Below are 20096 nucleotides of genomic sequence, written 5' to 3' on the forward strand. Positions count from 1 at the left end.
GACAGGGGGCGGGACCTGTCAACTTTATTTTTCCCAATCCATGAAACAAAAAATCAACCCATAAAACAAATCCGGCCCGGATGGAGCTCCGGGCCGGATCGGCACCTGCGGATTTTTTCAGGCGTGTTTCACGGGAACACGGGCCTCGAAGAGGGCTCCTGTCTCCGACGGGCGGAAGAGAAGATCCCCTCCCGCCCGGATCAATATCCTCTTCGCTATGGCGAGGCCGAGGCCGTAACCTCCCTTGCCCCACTCGCCCCTGGACCGGGAGGCATCTCCCCGCCGGAACCGTTCGAAGAGCACGGGGGCGGTCTCCGGAGAAATGCCGGGACCGTTGTCGGCAACAAGAATACTCCAGAAATCCCCGTCCTCCCGGAGGGTCAGGGTCACCCGGCCTCCCTCGCTGGTCCCGAACTTCTCCCGGACATACTTCAGGCTGTTTTCCACGAGATTCGAAAGGGCTCTCGTCAGGTCCGCCGGCCTGACAACAGCCGGCGCCTGTGGAGGCACATCCGTTTCGACGGCGATCAGGGATGCGAAGGGGTGGCTCCGGCACTGGTCGGCCACCCCGGTGACGAGGAGGGAAAGGTCAGCCTCCTCCTCATCCCGGAGGGGCGGTTCCGATTCCATCCTCGAGAGCAAAAGAAGATCGTCCACCAGCCTGCTCATTCGTTCCTGCTGGGTGATGATGGAGGTAAGGAATTTTTTCCGCTGCTCCGCCGTCTCCTCCTCCTGCGCTTCAAGAAGGTACTCGGCCGCCGCCCGGATGGCGGTCAGAGGTGTCTGAAACTCGTGCCCGGCGTCGGCGACAAAATCCCTCCGGGACTGCTCGATCCGCCGCTCCTCTGTAAGGTCCGTAACCACGAGAAGCACCCCCGTCGCCGTCTTCCTGGAGGTTATTCCGAGGCATCTTCCGTCAAGTTCGGGCAGGTCGAACACCCTGCTCTGCTCCCCGCCTTCCTGGGGCGCCTCGATAAGTCCGTACATTTCGCCGGAAGGGAGTATCCTCTCCACCGGGGTCCCGGGCGATACGTCCCCCCGCACGGCAAGCAGCCGGGTGGCGACCCCGTTCATGTACCGGACCCTTCTGCCGTCGTCAAGCAGGACAACGCCCACCGGGAGCGCCGTGACGATCCGGGAGAGGTCCTCCCGTTCGGACCGGAGCTCCTCCATGGTGCCCCTGAGCTGGGCGGACATGCCGTCCAGGGCGTTGGAAAGCCGCTGCAGTTCCGGTTCGGCCATGATGGGGAAGCGGACTTCCTCTCCCTGGGCAATTTTGCCCGCGGACTCGACGACCCGGTCGAGCGGACGGAAAAAGAGACGGACCATGCCGGCGCCGAAGGCTACGATCAGCGCCACGGCGACGAAGAGGTAGAGAAGGAACCTGTTCCGGGTCTCGGCAAACGCCGCAGAAAGGTACTCCAGAGGGTAGGCGGACCGGATGACCGCTGTCCGCCCCCCGTCAAGGGAAACTCTCCGGGCGAAATAGAGATAGTACATGTTCGTGGTGGCGCTGTACCGCAGGGCCTTCCCCTCGCCCCCGGACAGGGCTTCCCTGACCTCGGGCCGGGAAAGGTGGTTGTCCATGCCGGAGGGGTCTCTTTCCGTATCGGCGAGAACGGCGCCCCCCGCATCCACGAGGGTGACCCTCCCCCGCAGAATCCCCTCCCAGCGGGCGAGATCCTTCAGAAAGCCGGGGAGTCCCTCCTTCGACAGGGAGACGGAGAGCAGAGCCGTCTGGCGGGAAAGCTCCAGGGCGCTCTGCCTGACGATCCCGTCCCGCACCACGCCGTACAGCAGGGCCCAGCTGATGCCGAAGGCACAGAAAACCACGGCGGCTACCAGGAAAATCACTTTTTTCTTCAGGGTCAGCAAGGCCGTCATTCCTCCCATACCAGGCGGTAGCCTCTTCCCCGGAGGGAATTGACCGCCAGGGCGGGGCGTTTTCCGTCGTCAAGCTTCTTCCGGAGGCGGGAAATGTGGACGTCCACCGTCCTGGTGTCGCCGCCGTAGAAGCTCCAGATTTTCGACAGCAGCTCCTCCCTGGGAACGGTGCGCCCCATTCTCCTGGCCAGTGCTTCGAGGAGGCGGAATTCCGTGGGGCTGAGGTCCAGGGGCGTCCCCCGGAGCAGGGCCGTTTCCCCGTCGACTTCTATGCGGAGGTCGCCGTCCTCCACGATTTTGCCTCCTTCGCCGGGATCGGCCCTCCGGAGAAGGGCCTTGACCCGGGCAGCCAGCTCCGCCAGGGAGAAGGGTTTTTTCATGTAGTCATCGGCGCCGATTTCCAGTCCCTCCACCACGTCCCGCTCTTCTCTCCGGGCGGTGAGCATAAGGACGGGGACGGAAGCGGTCTGCCGGTCCGCCTTGAGCCTGCGGCAGACCTCCCACCCGTCCATCTTCGGCAGCATAAGGTCCAGGATCACCAGGTCGGGCCTCAGGGAGAACGCCATTTCAAGGGCGCTGTCTCCGTCCGCGGCGGCGGCCGTTTCATAGCCGTGCCGCCGCAAGGTCTGGGACACGACCTCCACGATGGCCTCCTCGTCCTCGACGATAAGTATTCTCTGCCCCGGCACGGCTCACCGCTCCTTCGGCCGCCGGAAAGCGGAGGCCTTCACGGGTTTGCCGGTGTAAATATACACCACCCGTTCCGCCACGTTGGTGATGTGGTCACCCGCCCGTTCCAGGGTTCTCGCCACGTTCAGGAGCAGGGTTGCCTGCCCGATTCGCTGGGGGTTTTCCATCATCAGGAGCAACAGTTCCCTCATGATCTGCTTTTCCAGGTCGTCAAGAAGATCGTCCATGGGGAATACGGCCTTCGCGGCCTCCGCGTCTTCCGTATCGAAGGCGGCAAGCGCCTTTTCCACCATGGCGGCGAGGGCATCCACCATGCGGGGAATGTCGATGAGGGGCTTGATGAGTTCCTGCCCGGCCAGGTCCAGGGCTACCTTGGCGATGTTGCCGCCGTAGTCGCCGACCCGCTCAAGGTCTATGGCCATATGCATAATGGAGGTCACGGCCCGAAGATCCTCGCCGAGGGGCTGGTATCGGGCGGTGAAATGCATGCAGGCGCTGTCCACTCCTTCGGCCAGTTCGTCGAGTTCGTCGTCCTTTTCGATGACAGAACGGGCGACGTCCGTATCTTGGTTCTTCAGCGCCCAGACCGCCCTGGAGATGGCTTCTTCCGCCATCCTCCCGAGCCGGAGGATCATCCGTTTCAGCTCCCCGAGGTCCTCTTCGAGCTGCTTTCTCAGGTTGACTTCGTTCATTGCCTCTTCCTCCCCCTCGGCCCCTAGCCGAACCTTCCGGTGATATAATCTTCCGTCCGCTTGTCCCCGGGCGACGTGAACATCTTCGGCGTGCTGTCGTATTCCACGAGGTCGCCCAGAAGAAAGAATGCCGTTTTGTCGGAAATACGGGCGGCCTGCTGCATGTTGTGGGTCACGATGACCACAGTATAGTTCTTCTTGAGCTCTCTCACCAGCTCTTCGATGCGGGCGGTCGCCAGGGGATCCAGGGCGCTCGTGGGCTCATCCATGAGCAGTACGGCCGGTTCCGTGGCAATGGCCCGGGCGATGCAGAGCCGCTGCTGCTGCCCTCCCGAGAGGCCCGTGCCGGGGCTTTTGAGTTTGTCCTTCACCTCGTCCCACAGGGCGGCGCCGGCGAGGCTGCTCCGGACGATTTCGTCGAGCTTTTCCCTGTTCCGGATGCCGTGAAGGCGCGGACCGTAGGCCACGTTGTCGTAGATGGACATGGGGAACGGGTTGGGCTTCTGGAACACCATGCCCACCTTCCGCCGCAGGGCGATCACGTCCGTTCCCCTGTCGTAGATGTCGATGCCGTCGATGCGGATTTCTCCCTCGAACCGGGCGGAGGGGATGAAATCGTTCATCCTGTTGATGCACCTCAGGAAGGTGCTTTTCCCGCAGCCTGAAGGGCCGATGAGGGCCGTCACGTTTTTTTCCAGGATGTCCACTGAGACATCCTTCAGCACCCGGGCGGCCCCGTAATAGAGATTCACGTTTTTCGCGCTGATCTGTACTTTTTCCATTGTTCTCCCCCTCTTATCGGCGCATCCTCCGGCGAAGCCGGGACCGCATGTATATCCCCACGGAGCAGATTCCCAGGACGAGAAGAAGAAGAACGAGAACCGTTCCGTACTGTATGGGGAGGGTTTCCTCGATGAAGGTTCCCGCCGTGGCGAGAACGTAGATGTGGTACGGCAGGGCCATCACCTCGGAAAAGAGGCTCTTCGCGATATGGGGAGCGAAAAAGGCCGCGCCGGTGAACATGATGGGCGCCGTCTCCCCAGCCACCCGGCCGATGCTGAGGATGATCCCGGTAATGACCGTCGGTGCCGCCGAAGGAAGCACCACCCGCCGGATGGTCTGCCATTTCGAGGCCCCGAGGGCGTAGGACCCGTCCCGGTAATCCTGGGGCACGGCGAGAAAAGCCTGCTCCGATGCGGTGACCATGAGCGGAAGAGTCAGACATGCCAGGGTCAGCGCGGCTGAAAGAAGGCTTGGCCCGAACTGGAACAGGATAACGAAGAGGGAGAGTCCGAAAAGCCCGAAGACCACCGAGGGCACCCCGGCAAGGGACCGGATGGCCAGCCTAAGGATGCGGGTGAACAGATCGTCCCGGGCGTACTCGGCGAAGTAGAGTCCCGTGGCCACCCCGACGGGAATGGCGAAAGCCATGGCCACCGCCACGAGCTGAATGGTTCCCACGAGGGGGGTCAGTATGCCTCCCTTGGTCATGCTGTCCCGGGGCGGCTCCAGGAGGAAGTCCAGGGAAAGAACGGAATACCCGCGAACGAAGACGAAGGCCAGGATAGAAAAGACCAAGGCTGTCAGGATGAGCCCGGAGGCCCAGCAGAGGAAGGTCATGATTTTGTCCGCTATTTGCCGGCGATCCATACTACTTCACCATCTTTCCCTTTTTCTCGATCCAGGCCGAGAGCAGGTTCACCGTCAGGGTCATGACCAAGAGAATCATGCCTCCGAAGAAAAGAGCGGAGTAGTGGGGAGAGCCCACCGGGGTCTCCCCCATTTCAGCGGCTATGGTAGAGGTGAGCGGCCGGACGGGGTCGAAGACGGACTTGGGGATGATAGCCGCTCCGCCGGCGGCCATGAGGACCACCATGGTCTCTCCCATCGCCCGCATGACCCCAAGGAGGGATGCGCTCAGTATTCCCGGAAGGGCCGAGGGGATGACCACTTTCCGGGTAGTCTCCCAGCGGGTGGCACCCAGGGCGTAGGAAGCGTCCCGAAGGTCCTGGGGGACTGCACCCAGGGCTTCCTCGGCAAGGGAGCTCACCACCGGAATGGTAAGAATGCCCAGCAGGAGGGACGCGTTGAGGAGGTTCAGTCCCGAAAGCATGTCGAAGGTTTCCTGCAGCCAGGGGGCAAGGGCCGCCATGCCGATGAAACCGAGAACGATGGACGGAAAGAAGCCGAGAAGCTCGAGGATCGGCTTCAGAAATTCCCTGATCGGACGGGGAGCCATTTCAGACACGAAAACGGCGATGAGAAGGCTGAAAGGAACCGCCAGGAGGGAAGAAAGCCCCGTCACAGCCAAGGTGCCGGCGATGAGGGGGAACATGCCCAATATGGGGGGGGATTCGGCGGGGTACCACAAGTCGCCCCAAAACAGTTCTTTCAGCGTGACGCTCCTGAGCACGGGAAGCCCCTCCCGGAAAAGGAAGTACAGAATGAAGAGCATAACAAGTATCCCCGCACTTGAAATTCCCTTCACGATGGTTCCCGGCAGCCTGTCTTTCATGACAATCCCTCTTTCATCATTAAAACGGCGCTCCCGCCCCCGGCCGGGGGAGGGAGCGCCGGATCCGCTCTCCGATTCCGGCATCCGCTACTTCAGGATCCTCATGGGTACGAACCCCGTGGAAGCGACCACTTTCTGCCCTTCGTCACCGAGCATGTAGTTAATGAACTTCATGATCTCGCCGGTCGGCCAACCTTTCGTGAACATGTAGAGGAAGCGGGCGATGGGGTAGGAACCGTCAAGGACAGTCTCGACTGAACCTTTCTTTCCGTTCACCATGAGGGGCTTCACCGTGTTGTTGATGTAGCCGATACCGTCGTAGCCGATGGCGTACTTGTTCTTGGCCACGGTGGTGAGCATGGCTCCCGAGGAGGCCACGATCAGGGCCCTGGGGGACACTCTTTCCTTCTTGAGAACGATCTCCTGCCAGGTCTCGTAGGTGCCGGAACTGGTGTCCCGTCCGACCACGGCGATGGGTTTGTCCTCTCCGCCCACGTCCTTCCAGCTGGTGATCTTACCGGAATAAATCGCCTGGAGCTGGTCGATGGAAAGATCCCGGACCGGGTTGTCGGGGTGGATGATGGGGAGCAGGGCATCCATGGCCACCGCGAAGGGAACGGGATAGGTCCCTTTCTCAACCGCCGTCTTGACCTCCTCCAGCTTGATGAACCTGGAGGAATTGGCGATGTCGGTGGTTCCGTCGATGATGGCCTTGATGCCGTTGCCGCTGCCGCCACCGGAGACGCTGATCTTCACGCCTTCGTTGGCCGCCATGTACTTCTCCGCCGCCGCCTGGGCGATGGGGAGAACCGTGGTGGAACCGTTCATGACGATTTCAGCCCCGAAGGCCATGCCCGAAAGGGAGAGGATCGCTATTCCCGCGAGAATCGCTGCCGTTTTTCTCATTGCCGAAAGAACCTCCTTGATTTTTTCTGTCTGTTCGCCGGAGACCATCCCCGACCGATGAGGACAGTATAGGCCGGATAGGTAACAGATGCCGCACGGTAATGTAACGGTTGTGAAACATCTTCGCCCCTCTCCTCCCGTGCATGATATATAATGTAGAGACAAAACTCTCCGGAGGTGTTTTCATGGTGAACAAGAAACAGCCCGATAAAATTCTCGGTGTGCTCGGCGGCATGGGACCGGCGGCGGCGGCGGAGTTTCTCCGGCTCCTGGCGGAACGGGCACCCGTCTCCCGGGACCAGGAGCACGCCGTGACCTACCTGCTCTCCGACCCCCAGGTGCCCGACCGGAGCAGTGCCATTCTCGGCACGGGGGAGGACCCCACGGAGCGGCTGAAGAAGAACCTCCTCACCCTCGCGGGATGGGGAGCCGATTTCCTCGCGGTGCCCTGCAACACGGCCCACTTCTTCATCGACCGCTTCCGGGACGAACTGCCCGTACCCCTCGTCCACATCATCGACGAGACCGTGGCCGCGGCGGAGCGGATGAGCCCTAAAGGGGCCTGGCTCCTTGCCACGAGGGGGACCATGGACAGCGGGCTCTACCAGGGATATGCGGAAAAGAGGAATTACCCCTTCTTTGTCCCCTCCATGGAAGTTCAGCGGAAGGTGCAGAAAAGCATCGAACTGGTAAAGTCGAACAGGAAGACGGAGGGGGGGGAGCTGCTGAAAGGCGTGGTGCTGGCGCTGTGGGAGGAACGGGATCTTCCCATATGCGCGGCCTGCACGGAGCTTCCCCTGGCCTACGACGCATCGGGCCTTCCACAGGAGAAGACCGTATCCAGCCTGGGAGCCCTCTGCGAAGCCTGCCTCCGGGTTCTCTACCCCTGACGGGGAATAAAAAGGGCCTCCTCGGAAATGCCGGTGAGCCCCTTTTTTCTCTCCTATTCCCTCACGATGTCAATGATCGTCACTTCGGGAGGGGTGAGGAACCGTATGGGAGGACCCCATGTTCCAGCGCCGTTGTTCACGTAGATCCGGCTCTGCCTCTTCAGGGGAGCCGCATGGGCCTGCCCGCTCCTCTCCGGGGGGGCGATGGCCCGAAGGCCCGGCCGGTAATCGTAGACCGCCCTGGTCACCCAGTAGAACGGCCAGATCTGGCCGCCGTGGGTGTGCCCGGAGAGTTGGAGATCAAACAGTCCCACCGCATCATGGTCGATGAGCGGCTGGTGCTTGAGGAGCACCACGAAGCGGTTCGGCGGCATCCCCGCCAGGACGGATGCGTCCTGCGCGGCAGGGCGGCCGTACCGGTTGCCTGTCTTGTCGTCCACGCCGGCGAGAATGACGCCCCCGGCACGAACAGCCTCGTTCCGCAGAACCCTCAGGCCGGCATGTTCCATGAAGGCCAGGGACTGGTCGATGCCCGCATAGTATTCGTGATTTCCCGTTACGGCGTAGATGCCGTGGGGCAGCTTCAGGGACCGGAAAAGGGCGACCTCGGGCCGGCGCTCCTCCATTCCGCCGTCCACAAGATCCCCCGTGACGACGAGCATGTCGGGTTCCGCCTTCCTCACCGCATCGAGCATGGCTGCCAGCCGTTCCTCCTGGATAATCCCCCCGAGGTGCACGTCGGAGAGCTGGGCGATACGGACACGGTCCGCTCCTCTCGACAGCTTCGATGTGGGGATGGTGATGGTGACCGTCCTGACGTTCAGCGCCTCGAACCAGCCGTACAGGCAGATGGAAAGAGCGGCGGAGACGGCTACGGCCGCCCGCAGCTTCGGCGAACCGAGCAGGTCACCAAACCTGGTGGAGACGATGCTGTCGAGAATATAGAAGAGCAGCCTCGCCAGGTCGATGAGGACAAACCAGGCGAAGGTCATGAACATGAAGGCCATCCACACGTACCCCGAGTAGGAAAGAACCTTCCGAAGGGTGCGGGCATCCCCGAAGTCGAAGAGCCACAGGGCCCTGGCGCCGACGATCATGGCCAAAGACACCATGATGAAAAGGGCGGTCCATTTCCAGCCTCTTCCTATGGCGCTTCTCAGCTTGAAGTAAACATAGACGTGCATGCTTCCGTAAACCAGCACGTAGAGCGAAAAAAACACGGCAAAACTCCGGCTCATTCTCCGTTCCTCCCTTCACTTCCGGCGGAAAATCAGAGGAGCATTATAGCAGTATCTCCCCTCTCCCCGAATCGGCAGGAGGGCGGATCATTCCGCTTCCGCTGGTCAGAATTTCGTTTTCCTGAGCACCCACCAGGGAGCCATGTCGGTGTCAAGATGGCCCCGTCCGGTCATTTCCCAGAGGATCGCAAAGGCGGACCAGATCCGGGTCACGAAGGTGAAAACGGGCATGAGCGGAAGGAGGGGAATGAGCATGCCGTCTTCCCGCGGGCGCTCGGAGAGGAAAAAGAGCGTTACGAGGAAGAAAAAGGTCTCCACAGTGAAATAGAAAAGATAAACGAGCCCCATTATGACACCGATGACGGACATGGGAACGGTCGCCAGAAGGAATACGGTGTAGAGGAACAGAAGCAGGGGCGTGACGATCTGGAAGAGCAGCCCGCCCACCGTGGAAACGATGAGGTTCGGCCACCCCATGAGCCTCGGGGAGAAAGACCGGAAATGTTTGAGAAAGTAGAGGTAGAAAAGATCCCCGTCCCACCGGAGCCTTTGCCTGAAGAAACCGCGGAAAGTGTCCGGAGCGTCCGTATGCCCCATCACCTCTGGGTCGAAGACGATGCGCAGGTTCCGGTGCCTGCCGAAATAGTTCTTCACCCTGAGGGTGAGATCCAGGTCTTCTGCGGTCCCGGCATCCCACCCGCCGATGAGGGTAAGAACGTCTCTCCTGAAGATGCCGAAAGCTCCGGAAATGTTGTTGACCGCGTTGAATTCGCTGAGCCCCGTCTTGCTCGCGAGGATGGACACGAGGTACTCTACGGCCTGAAGTGCGGCCGCCGGTGAATCCCTCCAGTTACGCACCCGGAGGCACCCCGAAACGCACATCACGTCGGGGTCGCTGAAGTGGCGGACGGCATTTTCCACCATGTCGTTGTCGAAGGAAGTATCGCCGTCCATGGCCATGACCACGTCTCCCGTGGAGAGGGCGAAACCGGAGTTAAGGGAGGAAACCCTCCCTCCTCTTTTCCACTTGGGAAGGCATTTCAGCACCCTTCCCGGGAGGGAGGCCACCTCTTTCTCCATCTCATAGGCGGCGTCGTAGGTGGGCTTGTTGTCCGAAGCGCCGTCCAGGACCGGGATGATCTCTATCTTTCCGGGATAAAGCTGCGCGGCCAGGCTCCTGATAGTCTTCCGGATATCCTTTCCCTCCGAGTAGCATGTGACGATGCAGGATACGGGCGGAAAGACGTTACACCGCAAAGGCTCCGAATGTCTCTTTCTGATGAGATACCTGAGAATACCGGAGAAAACAAAGAGATAGTAAGGCAGCTCCAGAGCAAGGATGAAGGGGACGAACCTGAAGACGACCACCCAGAACTCGGAGGCGAGGGGATCATCGACAAAGGCCCGCAGACCCCGGAAAAGGAAAAGAAGCCAATCATCCATGAACGGTCAGCCCTTCAGCCGTTCCATAAGAAGCACGGCGTCTTCTCCCTCCACCCTGTCCCTGGGAAAGACCATCGTTTTCACGGAAATTTCCAGGACGAGGCCGTCGGGCTGCCGGGTCTCCTTTTCAAGCGCCCTCACTTTTGACGCCAGAACGGTACAGCCCTTTTCTCCCGTCTTGGGAAGAAGAAGGAGAAGATCGTTTTCCGCCGTCCTTGTGCTGATATCTGTTTTTCTGATGTTCTCCCGAAGACGCTTCGCCACGCTCTCCATTATCTCCGTCACCTTTTTCCGGCCGACCGTTTCCCTGACCTTTTCGGCGTTGGGGAAGGAAATGACCATAAGGCTGAAGGGCTCCGCAGGTGGTCTCTCGGAGAGCTGGAGCTGCCAGTCGAGGATATAGCGGAACGGTTCCGGCTTGGTATAGTTCAGGGCATCGAAGACAGAATACAAATCATCCGTGTTTCCGCTCCTGACGGCAATTATTCCCTTGTCGGAGAGGGAATACTCCCTGAAAGAGCGCACCGACAGCCCATCCACCGGGCTCCATGTACCGCAGAGGAAACACCTGCACGAGACATCCGGTTCCGCAAAAGTCTGGGAACAGGAGGTGCAGAGGTAATTATCCATGGGCCTGTCATAATCCGAACCGATATGGCGGAGCCTTGCGCCGCAGAAGGGGCACTGCATGGACCCCTCCCTTACAAAGGCCTCCTGGGGGCCTACCCTTCCGCATGTGAAACAGTGAACGAATGGAACCCGGCGGATGTCCATGCTTCTGCAGAAGGGACAGACATCCACGTAATTCAGGTGGGCACCGTCGCATTTCGGACACGCCCGGATCCTGTCGGTAAGGGTCTCTTCTTCCAGGTAACCTTTCTCGAGCAGCTCGGACAGCCACCTGGACGAATCCATCAGCCCGCCCGAGAGATAATCCGCGAGAGGATAGGAATAAAGCTCCCTGGAAAATGGGTCGAGAACAGGTCTGAGTTTTTTCCCCTCCCGGGAATAGAGAAAGGCCAGGAGCCTGAGATCGAGGCTTTTTCGGAGAGCCTGTTCATCCACATCCCGCAGCCTGTTTCCTATCTTGAGGGCAAGCTTTTCCATCTCATCTCTCGTCCTGGCCGGTCCGTCCGCCGCCTCCTGCTCCCTGTCCGACGAGAAATCCTTCAGAAAAACAGGCAGAAGGGCCGTTTCGTCTCCCTTCCGGAGCTCCCTGAGCATATGGCCGCATTCGCTGCCGGATCCGCACCTGCCGAGGATAAAGCCGTCGGGGAGCCCCTCACCCGAGGAGAGGGCTGCGGGAAGGTCCCCGGGACCCGTGAGAAAGAAAAGATTCATTTCTGAGACATGTTCGCTTCCCTGGTCTTTCATGCTTTCCCTCCTGTCATGGTTCCCCGGAGAGAAGCTGCAGGCTTTTCCGGAGAGAAAAACCGAAATGGACGGACACCGGCAGTCCCTCGACGCGAAGGTGACCGGCAAGGGGTTCATCGAGATCGATCCTGACGAGCAGTGCCTGCTTTCCCTCCGCCAGTACGCCGGCAAGTTCCGCCGGAATGCGGGCGGCGATTTCCGGCGCCGCAGAAACCTTGCCGGAAACCGAAAGGCTTCCCGGCAGGCGCACGATAACCTTCTCGCCCTCCTTCGCATAGGAAATGTGCCTTGGCTGCAGGTAGGCCATCACCTTCATGGACTGGGGTCGCCCCAGGAGAACCAGGGGGGCTCCCCCGGCGACGGATTGTCCCTCGGTGGGAAAAACGTCCAGCACCCGTCCTTCGCCGGGGCTGACCACGGAGAAAAATCCCTTCCGTTCTTCCAGCCCTTTCAATTCCGCCTCAATCTGGGCGATCCTTGTATTTCTCTGGGCCGCTGACTCCAGCCTGGACAGATCCGGCACCTGGAGAAGGGCCCTTGCAGCCCTGGCCTCAGCCAGGGCTGCAAGGGCCTGCCTGTACCTGTCCTCGGCGGCGTCGGCTTCAGCCCTTGTGGCGGCTCCCTGCCTGAAGAGATACTGTACCGAATCCCTGTATCCTTTCTGGTACCTTACGCTCTCCTCCGCTATGCGGACTCCGGCAAATACGGCCCTGGGAGGGAAGTTCCCCGCCGCACCGGGCACTCCGACCTTCAGTGCCTCCAGTTCCGCCTGCAGGACGTAGATCCTCTGGGTCACCACAGGGTCTTCCAGGCGTATGAGCAGGTCGCCGAGAGCCGTCCTGGCGCCGGGGGACACGTAAATTTTCTCCACCACCGCGGGGAAGGGGCTGTTGATGCTGACCTTCTCCAGGGAAATGACTCCCGGGGCATTTATTAAAAACATGGCGGCCCCGACCCGCCAGAGAAGGAAGAGAAGGGGGGACGAAATGACCAGGACGAGGATGTACCACCTCCATTTCGGTACCGCCCGCTTCGCAGGACCATACCTGACGAGAAGACCTCCATCTTCATCGGGATTCTGCTTTTTCGGTGAATCAAACCTGACTTTCATCGGGCCATCTCCTTGTAGTTTTCCCATGACTGCACTACCGTACCGGCAAAGGAGGAAGAAGCCAGCTCCCCCTGAAGAAAATCGACAGCCTCAAGGAAACTCTTCTTTCCTCCCTTGAAAAAACTTTCCGAGGGGGGCAGCTCCCTTTCCACGGAAAGGGCGAGCCGGAAACGCAGCCCCGGCCAGGAGGAGAGAATGGCTTTCATCCTCGAGGCAACGGAGTCAACCTTCGTGGAATAGATCATAACGGCAATTTCATCCACTCCAGCGGCTCCGAAGCCCTTTGCAGCAACGGGGCCGAGACTTCCCTCAAGATAGCGGGGATGGACGGAAAGAGAAACGGGCAGCCTGGCGGCTCTCTTCACCTCGCGGACGGTCTCCGTGAGGGACAGAAGCAGTTCCATGCGGCGTGCTTCGGCGTCCGGCAGCTGATCCGGCTCAAGGTCAAGGTGGATTCCCGAAAAGGCAAATCCGCCCAGTTCCCTTACGAGATCCGTAAGTTCCTTTCTGTGGGCGGCAAGGATCCACGAAGGATCCCCAAGAAGAAGCTCTGCCCTGACGCCGGCCCTGCGTGCAGCTTCTAGGGCCTCATCCAGGCGGGCCTTCCCCCCTGCGGTTCTCAGGAAGGCGATGCCCCGGGGTGAAAAGGAGACAAGTATCCCCGAGACACCCTCTTTGGCTGCCTGTTCGAAAAAGGCCCTCCCCTTTCCCGGATACAGCAGATCGTCTCCCTTCCAGAAATAAAACATCTGTCCCTTAGGGGAAAGGACCGGCTTGCCGACGGCAGGTGCTGAGGGAGACTCCGATGGAAAGGCAAGCCACGAAGGGGCCAGGAGACGATGCCGTTCGGGCTCTTCAGGGAAAAAGGAGGCGATTTCCTTTCCCTCTCCGCGGTCCCCGGTCTCAGGCAGCATTCCAAGGAGTTCGCAGTGGGCTTGGAGTAGTGCCCCTTCACTGTCGACAAAATCCAGGGCAGACGAAAAGTAGATGAACAGGCTCCTGAAGAGCTGCTCCAGCACATCTCCGGGGAGAAGGCTATACCGGAGCCTGTCCGCCCGTACAGCCTCCGCCGCCGACCGGGCATTGGCCATGGCAAAGGCTCGCTGGGCCGCGGCGGAGTCGAAGCGGAGAATTCCCCCCCGAATGTCCCCTACGATAGCAAGGCGCCGCGCCTCCATTTCGTGCCCGGCCTTCTCTGCACCTGCCCTGGCGGCCCGTCCCGCTGCGGAAGCAGTCCGGCCTTCCCTGAAAGGCACATCGAAAGCTATGGAAAGAAATGCCTCCGTGCCGTTCCTCCCCGGAAACTCGGAGGAAAAACCGTAGCCCGCCCTGAGGTAGGCGTCGTACTGGGCCTTGGGAACCCGGCGCGCTATCTCCCGTTTCGTCTCAGCGGCCTCGGTGAGAATCTGCAGTTCCCTGTTTTCCTCCCCGGCGGCGCGGGCAAGGACATCTTCGGAAAAGAAACGGGGTTCAAGGTGCGGGAAGAGGACCTCCAGATCGGAAAGACCACCCCGGCCGGTCGCCTTCCGTATAAGGGCAAGACACTCCTCTTTCAGGGAGGCATCCGCTGCAGCTTCTCTGCGGGCAAAGGCAAACCAGCTCTCCATCTCGAGGCGGTCCCGTTCGAGAAGAAACCCCTCCTCCGCCCTCTTCGCGAGGAGCGGCATTATCCGCTCCTCAAGGGCAAGAAAGCGCTCGAGGAGCGACTTCCTCTCCTGTATCGTCCACAGCAGAGCATAGGCCTTCCTGAGGGCTGTGAGATTCGCTTTCCGTACCGCGAGGAGACGAAGCTCCTCCTCGAGGGACAGAATCCGGCTTTCCAGTTCCCTTATCCGTTCTTTTCGCCAGGTACCGAAGAGAGGAATGGAGACGCCGCCTCTGACCCACAGCTTCGAATAGCCTTCCAGGACCGAGGTATCGCTCCTGGAAGCGGGCTCATTGAGACCGCTTAGGGAGAGTTCGCCGAAAAACCTGGACCCACCGGTCATCTTCTGGCGCTCTTCGATGGCCCTGCTCTCCGATAGTGATGCCGCTGCCGCCAGTACCTCGGGAGAGGCGGTCAGTTCACTTTCGAGGTCACGAAGAGCAATCCGAGGTTCAGCAAAGCTGTATTCCCGGAGAAAAAAAGCACAAACAAGGCAAGCAGTATTCGTTTCATGTGACAACTCCCTGTAAAAAACACATTCTTTGTCATTGAATATGGATTCGAAACAAAACCATGGAATCATACAATTTGAAAGAAAGCCTGTCCTGAATAGGCTAAAATTTTTATGTATTCTACCATCGGACATCATTCCTTGTCTATTATGGGTGAACCTAAATCCTAAATCCGCACCTCAGCGGGGAGCGACACCGGGGACCGCTTGGACGGGGGGTGCGGATTGTCGCCTTTGACAACTGCCAAGGCGAGTCCCGAGGCTCCCCGCGTTCGCCTGCTGCCTGCCTGAAAAACCGACATCCGTGTCGGTTTCTCTCCCCTCAGGGGATTCATCCGCAAAGAGCGCGGAGCGAAATGGTTTCGCCCCCGGGGAGGGCAAATCCTTATACCCGGCGGCACTCCCTCTGCCTGGAAATTAGCGGATTTAGGAACTGGAACTTCCGCTCTTACCCGTCCGGATCGCCGAATACCTTCCCCCGGGAGAATACGCGCTTTCCCTTAAAAAAGATCCCGGGAAGTCCGTGTTTCCCCTACAGTGGCCTATCGTTCCGGGAGACCGGTCTGCCTTCTTCCTGCAAGAAGACCGGCGAGAGCCGCCAGTCCCGAAAGAGCCAGCCCCGGCAGCAGGGGATCCGTGTCCTTGAAGAACGCCGCCCCGATAAAAACCCCCGCAAGGCCGCATGTTCCGGAAAGAAGGCTCCAGACGGCCGGCAGCCTTCCGGGCAGAAAGACCGCAGCAATGAGAGGAATGATGATGCCCGCCCCCTTGATGCCCATGCCGAGGTAGGCCCACTGGAGGATCATGCTTTTCCCCGCCGCGAGGGCGATCAGCCCGGCGGCGGTTACCGTTCCGAGGACGGTAATCCTGCTGGCGAAAAGAATTTTCGCGTCGTCGTAGGCCGCAGCCCGTTTCGTCTTCAGGTACATGTCCCGGGTGAGGTTAGTGGCCACGCCGAAGGTGATCCCCACCGACGTCCCCAGGACGGTGATCATGATGCCCGACCACAGCAGCCCGGCGACGACGGGATGGAAGTAGGTCCGTATGAAGAAGGGAAGGGCTTGGGATGCTTCCACTGGCACACCGGAGTTCCGGAGAGCCAGGCCGATCCAGACGCCGAGAAGCCCCAAGGGAGGAGTGATCATGGAGGCCAGGAGGCACCCCTTCCGGGCGGTGGCGTCGGAAGAGGCTGCGTAGACCGCCTGGATGTAGATCTGGCCGCACAGGACACCGCAGAGCAGCGAGGTGAAGGCGCCAAGGTCCCTGGCCACGCCTCGGGCGAATAAGTTGAAGAAGGGGTCGGCGGGGAGAGACCGGACGAGCATCGAAGGGGTCTGTCCCGCGAGGAACGCGGCCCCGACGCAGAGGATCATGACCCCGTAGAGAAAGATGATCTTCGCCTTTCCCAGCCTGCTGAAACTCTTGATCCCTCCGCCGTAGGCAAAGGCCAGAATGAGCACCGCCATGAAAACGGCGGACACCCACGAGGGGAAGGGGAAGACCGAGCCCAGCAGCGCTGTCCCGGCAAGGAACTGGGCAATGAGGGCGATGAAGGATCCCAGGGCGGTGGTCACGGCGGAGAGAAACGCCGATCCCTGCCCGAAATGGCGGCCGAGGAACTGGGGAAGGGTGATAAGCTCCGTTGCTCTCAGAGGCTTGACGAACCACAGCCCCATGATGAGACAGCCGATGCCGCCCCCCAGGGTGAACCACCAGGCGGACAGGCCGTAATGGTAGGCCATCTGCACAGTGCCGACGGTGGAAGAGCCTCCAACGAGGCTGCCGAGGATGATGCCGGAAACGCCTCCGGCAGTCGCTTTTCTGCCGGCTACAGAATACTCCGATGAAGAGCTCGCTTTTCCGGAGGACAAAATGCCGAAAAAGAAAAAAACAGCCAGAATGCCGAGGGCTGACGCGGCGAACATAAGAACACCTTCTTCAATTATTGTGCACGGCGGTCATTTCCGCCTGCCGTATACCTCTTCGATTTCCTTTATCCTGGCTTCCGACAGGGGCCGGGGCGATCCCATGGTGTGGGTGATCCAGGTCATTTTCGCGGCGGCCTCGAGGAGTTCCATCCTGTCGAAGGCCTGGAAGAGAGTTTCCCCTGCTGTAAGAGCGCCGTGGTTTTCCATGATCACCACGTTTCCCTTCCTGACCGCCTGCCCGACCACGCGGGCGAGTTCCTTCGTCCCCATAAGGGCGTAGACTGCCCTCACCGGCTTCCCCAGGACATGCCGGGTCTCGGCGGTGAGCCGGGTTTCGATGTCCCTGTCAAGGGCCGCAAAGGCGGAGGCCGTTACCGGGTGAGCATGGACGACTCCGTTCACGTCGGGGCGGTTCCGGTAGACTTCCAGGTGCATCTCCGTTTCGATGCTGAGCTTCAGCCCCGGAAGGAGATTTTCTCCGTCCGGAGTCACGGCCCCGATCTCGCCGGCGGTGATTTCCCCCTTGTCCGTTCCGGAGGGCGTTATGAGCACAACATCGCCGCACCGGAGGCTCACGTTGCCCCCGGAGCAGGTTGTCAGTCCCCGGCGGTACAGCCGCCTCATGACGGAGGCGACTTGCTCCCTTTCTGCTTCTCGGCCGATCACCATGAGCAATCATCTCCCTGAACGATCATCGTACTGTATACTACCATAAAAAGAAGAGGGTCGGGAATCGTCCCGAAAACCCTAAATCCGCTAATTTTTCAGGCAGAGGGAGTGTCGCCGGGCATACGATCTCTTCACCCTCTCCGGGGGCGAAGAGATCCCGCTCCGCGCTCTTTGCGGATGAATCCCCTGAGGGGAGGGCGCCTGAGGGGAGAGAAACCGACGCGGATGTCGCTTTCACAGGCAGGCAGCCGGCGAACGCAGGGAGCCGCGGGGCTCGCCCGGGCAGTTGTCAGGGACGACAATCCGCACCCCTCCCCAAGGGGCCCCCGGTGACGCTCCCCGCTGGGGTGCGGATTCAGGAGCCGGGCACTGAAACCCGTTCTCGCCCATTATCTCTTTTCCGGCCACCCCCCCAAAAAATAAATTTTATTTTTTACTATTGACGTTTATAAAACCTAGGTTTAAAATCTCTCCTGTTTTTATAAAATTTTATTCGGGAGGAATGTGATATGGCAACAAAAGTTCAGTGCATCGTCTGTGAAGGAGATGTCCCTCTGCCCGCCGAAGTTATGGAGGGTGAGCTTCTGATATGCCCGGACTGCGGCACGGAGCTCGAGGTCGTTTCCCTGAACCCGGTCGTCGTGGCCGAGGCCCCTGAAGTGCAGGAAGACTGGGGAGAATAAATGTCCCGCCTTTTTATTTTTTATACAAGGCTAAGGACTGAAGAAAAGCTGCTCTTCCGGGCTGCGGAAGAGAGGGGTATTCCCTTTTCGGCGGTGAACGTCTCCGACGGACTCTGGCCCAACGTGCCAGGAGAAGCCGGGGACGCCGCCCTGTGCCGTTGCGTGAGCCAGACCCAGAACTCGGCCCTGGCGGTCCTCCTGGAGTCCCGGGGGGTCCTGACGATCAATTCTTCGGACGTCATGGCCCGCTGCGGCGACAAGATCGTCACCGCTGCGAAGCTCTCCGCCGCAGGAATACCGCAGCCGGAGTATGCGGTGGCCTTCTCTCCCGAGGGGGCGATCCAGGGTGCGGAGCGCCTCGGCTATCCGCTGGTGATCAAGCCGGCGACAGGCAGCTGGGGCAGGCTCCTGGCGAAGATCAACGACAGGGACGCCCTCGAGGCGGTAGCGGAACACAAGGTCCACATGGGGGCCGCCCACTCTGTCCTTTTTATGCAGCAATACGTCGAGAAGAAGGGGTTTGACCTCCGGGCGACCCTTCTCGGGGGAGAGGCGCTCACGGTCATCAAGCGGTGCAGCGACCACTGGATCACGAACACCGCTCGCGGCGCGACTCCCGCCAACTACCCTCTCTCGCCCGAGATCAAGGCGCTTCTCGGCAGGGTGCAGAACGCCATCGGCGGAGAGGTCCTAGCGGTCGACCTTTTCGAGAAACCGGAAGGCGGCTGGATGGTGAACGAAGTGAACGGACAGCCCGAGTTCCGCAGCTCCGACGGTGAACTGACGGGCGTGGACATCGCGGGGCGGCTCGTGGAACATGCCTGGTCCCTCGTGTCCGGGGCCGGCAAGGCGAAGGGATGAGCGCCTTGATCCGGGCAGTCGTCTGGGGTGCCAACGGCATGGCTGGAGGGGAGGTCCTGAGGATTCTCGCGGGACATCCTTTCATACAAGTGGAAGGGGCAGTTTCGCGGAGCCGGTCCGGCCAGCCGGTCCGGCATACCCACCCCCATCTCCGTGGGAGTTTTCCGGAACTGGCTTTCTGCAGCCCCGAGGAAGGAAAGGCCATTGCCGCGGATATTGCCTTCCTGGCTCTTCCCCACGGGACATCCGCCCCCCTGATCCGGGAATGCCTCGACAGGGGAATGAAGGTGGCCGACCTTTCCGGGGACGTCCGCCTCAGGAATCCGGTGGATTTTGAAAAATGGTACGGTTCGGCTCCTCCCTTTCCCGAGCTGCTGGATAAAGCGGTCTACGGCCTTCCGGAACTGTACCGGGAGAAGCTGAAGGGAGCGGACCTGGCCAGCGGCGTAGGATGCAACGCGTCCTGCTCCATCCTCGGACTGTACCCCCTGGCCCGGGCCGGGCTGATCGGCGACGTGAGGATCGAGGTCCGGGTGGGCTCCTCCGAGGCAGGGGCAACGCCCACCGCCGGGAGTCACCATCCCTTCCGGAGCCGGGCCCTGAGGGTGTACGAACCCTTCCGCCACAGGCACCTTGCGGAGATCCTCCAGGAACTGAACCTCTCCGAAGAAAGAGTGACCCTGACCATGACGGCGGTGGAGATGATTCGGGGCGTCCAGATGATCGCCTATGTGACCCTCTCCCGCAGGGTGAAGGAAGCGGAACTGTGGAAGGCCTACAAGAGCGCCTATTCGGGAGAGCCCTTTGTCTCCCTCTGTCCCGCGAGGCCGTCCCATCTCCGCCTGCCCGAACCGAAGCTCGTCACGGGCAGCAACCAGGCCCTCACGGGCTTCACCCTTCACGAGGACGGCACAAGGCTCGTGGTGGTGACCGCCATCGACAACCTTATGAAAGGGGCCGCAGGAAGCGCGGTCCAGTCCGCGAACCTTCTCCTGGGACTGGACGAGGCTGCCGGGCTCGGAATGCTGCCGGTCTACCCGGCATAACAACTGCAGG

18 protein-coding genes are annotated in these 20096 nt (G+C 60.6%); 4 read left to right on the forward strand and 14 right to left on the reverse strand.

Going from position 1 to position 20096, the window contains the following annotated elements; all coding sequences use genetic code 11:
* Positions 1 to 117 precede the first annotated feature (117 nt).
* From JMJ95_RS09165 to JMJ95_RS09195, 7 genes are all read right to left on the reverse strand, one after another.
* The gene (locus JMJ95_RS09165) at positions 118 to 1884 is read right to left on the reverse strand and encodes an ATP-binding protein (RefSeq protein WP_290684710.1); all 1767 of its coding nucleotides are present in this window, start codon (positions 1882 to 1884) and stop codon (positions 118 to 120) included.
* Positions 1881 to 2573, reverse strand: coding sequence for a response regulator transcription factor (locus tag JMJ95_RS09170; RefSeq protein WP_290684712.1), 693 nt, complete (start codon positions 2571 to 2573; stop codon positions 1881 to 1883). The genes JMJ95_RS09165 and JMJ95_RS09170 overlap by 4 nt, the downstream gene beginning before the upstream one ends.
* Positions 2574 to 2576: 3 nt before the next feature.
* Complete coding sequence (gene phoU / locus JMJ95_RS09175; RefSeq protein WP_290684714.1) at positions 2577 to 3266, reverse strand: phosphate signaling complex protein PhoU; 690 nt, start codon at positions 3264 to 3266, stop codon at positions 2577 to 2579.
* A 23-nt stretch (positions 3267 to 3289) separates the two neighbouring features.
* Entirely contained in the window at positions 3290 to 4048 is a 759-nt protein-coding gene (gene pstB, locus JMJ95_RS09180; RefSeq protein ID WP_290684716.1) for a phosphate ABC transporter ATP-binding protein PstB, read from the reverse strand.
* A gap of 13 nt (positions 4049 to 4061) precedes the next feature.
* Entirely contained in the window at positions 4062 to 4916 is an 855-nt protein-coding gene (gene pstA / locus JMJ95_RS09185) for a phosphate ABC transporter permease PstA (protein ID WP_290684718.1), read from the reverse strand.
* A gap of 1 nt (position 4917) precedes the next feature.
* Positions 4918 to 5781 (reverse strand): phosphate ABC transporter permease subunit PstC, encoded by an 864-nt coding sequence (gene pstC / locus JMJ95_RS09190; RefSeq protein WP_290684720.1) that lies wholly within the window; start codon positions 5779 to 5781, stop codon positions 4918 to 4920.
* An 87-nt stretch (positions 5782 to 5868) separates the two neighbouring features.
* On the reverse strand, positions 5869 to 6687 hold the full coding sequence (locus tag JMJ95_RS09195; RefSeq protein WP_290684722.1) for a phosphate ABC transporter substrate-binding protein: 819 nt from the start codon (positions 6685 to 6687) through the stop codon (positions 5869 to 5871).
* Between the two features lie 185 nt (positions 6688 to 6872).
* On the opposite strand from JMJ95_RS09195, the gene JMJ95_RS09200 reads away from it, so the two are divergent.
* The gene (locus JMJ95_RS09200) at positions 6873 to 7577 is read left to right on the forward strand and encodes an amino acid racemase (protein ID WP_290684724.1); all 705 of its coding nucleotides are present in this window, start codon (positions 6873 to 6875) and stop codon (positions 7575 to 7577) included.
* A 53-nt stretch (positions 7578 to 7630) separates the two neighbouring features.
* Here the strand turns inward: JMJ95_RS09200 and JMJ95_RS09205 are convergent, their stop codons facing one another.
* From JMJ95_RS09205 to JMJ95_RS09235, 7 genes are all read right to left on the reverse strand, one after another.
* Positions 7631 to 8815, reverse strand: coding sequence for a metallophosphoesterase (locus JMJ95_RS09205; protein WP_290684726.1), 1185 nt, complete (start codon positions 8813 to 8815; stop codon positions 7631 to 7633).
* A 105-nt stretch (positions 8816 to 8920) separates the two neighbouring features.
* Positions 8921 to 10258 (reverse strand): glycosyltransferase, encoded by a 1338-nt coding sequence (locus JMJ95_RS09210; RefSeq protein WP_290684728.1) that lies wholly within the window; start codon positions 10256 to 10258, stop codon positions 8921 to 8923.
* A 6-nt stretch (positions 10259 to 10264) separates the two neighbouring features.
* Entirely contained in the window at positions 10265 to 11632 is a 1368-nt protein-coding gene (locus tag JMJ95_RS09215; protein WP_290684730.1) for a diguanylate cyclase, read from the reverse strand.
* Positions 11633 to 11645: 13 nt separating this feature from the next.
* Positions 11646 to 12743, reverse strand: coding sequence for an HlyD family efflux transporter periplasmic adaptor subunit (locus tag JMJ95_RS09220; protein ID WP_290684731.1), 1098 nt, complete (start codon positions 12741 to 12743; stop codon positions 11646 to 11648).
* Positions 12740 to 14908, reverse strand: coding sequence for a TolC family protein (locus JMJ95_RS09225; protein ID WP_290684733.1), 2169 nt, complete (start codon positions 14906 to 14908; stop codon positions 12740 to 12742). Before JMJ95_RS09225 ends, JMJ95_RS09220 begins: the two co-directional genes overlap by 4 nt.
* Before the next feature lie 533 nt (positions 14909 to 15441).
* Entirely contained in the window at positions 15442 to 16824 is a 1383-nt protein-coding gene (locus JMJ95_RS09230) for a sodium:solute symporter family protein (protein ID WP_290684735.1), read from the reverse strand.
* A 33-nt stretch (positions 16825 to 16857) separates the two neighbouring features.
* On the reverse strand, positions 16858 to 17496 hold the full coding sequence (locus JMJ95_RS09235) for a class II aldolase/adducin family protein (RefSeq protein WP_290684737.1): 639 nt from the start codon (positions 17494 to 17496) through the stop codon (positions 16858 to 16860).
* Positions 17497 to 18005: 509 nt separating this feature from the next.
* On the opposite strand from JMJ95_RS09235, the gene lysW reads away from it, so the two are divergent.
* From lysW to argC, 3 genes are read left to right on the forward strand one after another with little or no spacing between them, the layout of a single operon-like run.
* Positions 18006 to 18179: a lysine biosynthesis protein LysW gene (lysW, locus tag JMJ95_RS09240; protein WP_290684738.1), complete on the forward strand. Its 174-nt coding sequence runs from the start codon at positions 18006 to 18008 to the stop codon at positions 18177 to 18179.
* Entirely contained in the window at positions 18180 to 19040 is an 861-nt protein-coding gene (lysX, locus tag JMJ95_RS09245; protein ID WP_290684739.1) for a lysine biosynthesis protein LysX, read from the forward strand.
* Positions 19037 to 20086 carry an N-acetyl-gamma-glutamyl-phosphate reductase gene (gene argC / locus JMJ95_RS09250; RefSeq protein ID WP_290684740.1) on the forward strand — a complete coding sequence of 350 codons (1050 nt, stop codon included), beginning with the start codon at positions 19037 to 19039 and terminating at the stop codon, positions 20084 to 20086. The genes lysX and argC overlap by 4 nt, the downstream gene beginning before the upstream one ends.
* Positions 20087 to 20096 lie beyond the last annotated feature (10 nt).

Source organism: Aminivibrio sp. (genome assembly GCF_016756745.1).
Classification (GTDB): domain Bacteria; phylum Synergistota; class Synergistia; order Synergistales; family Aminobacteriaceae; genus Aminivibrio.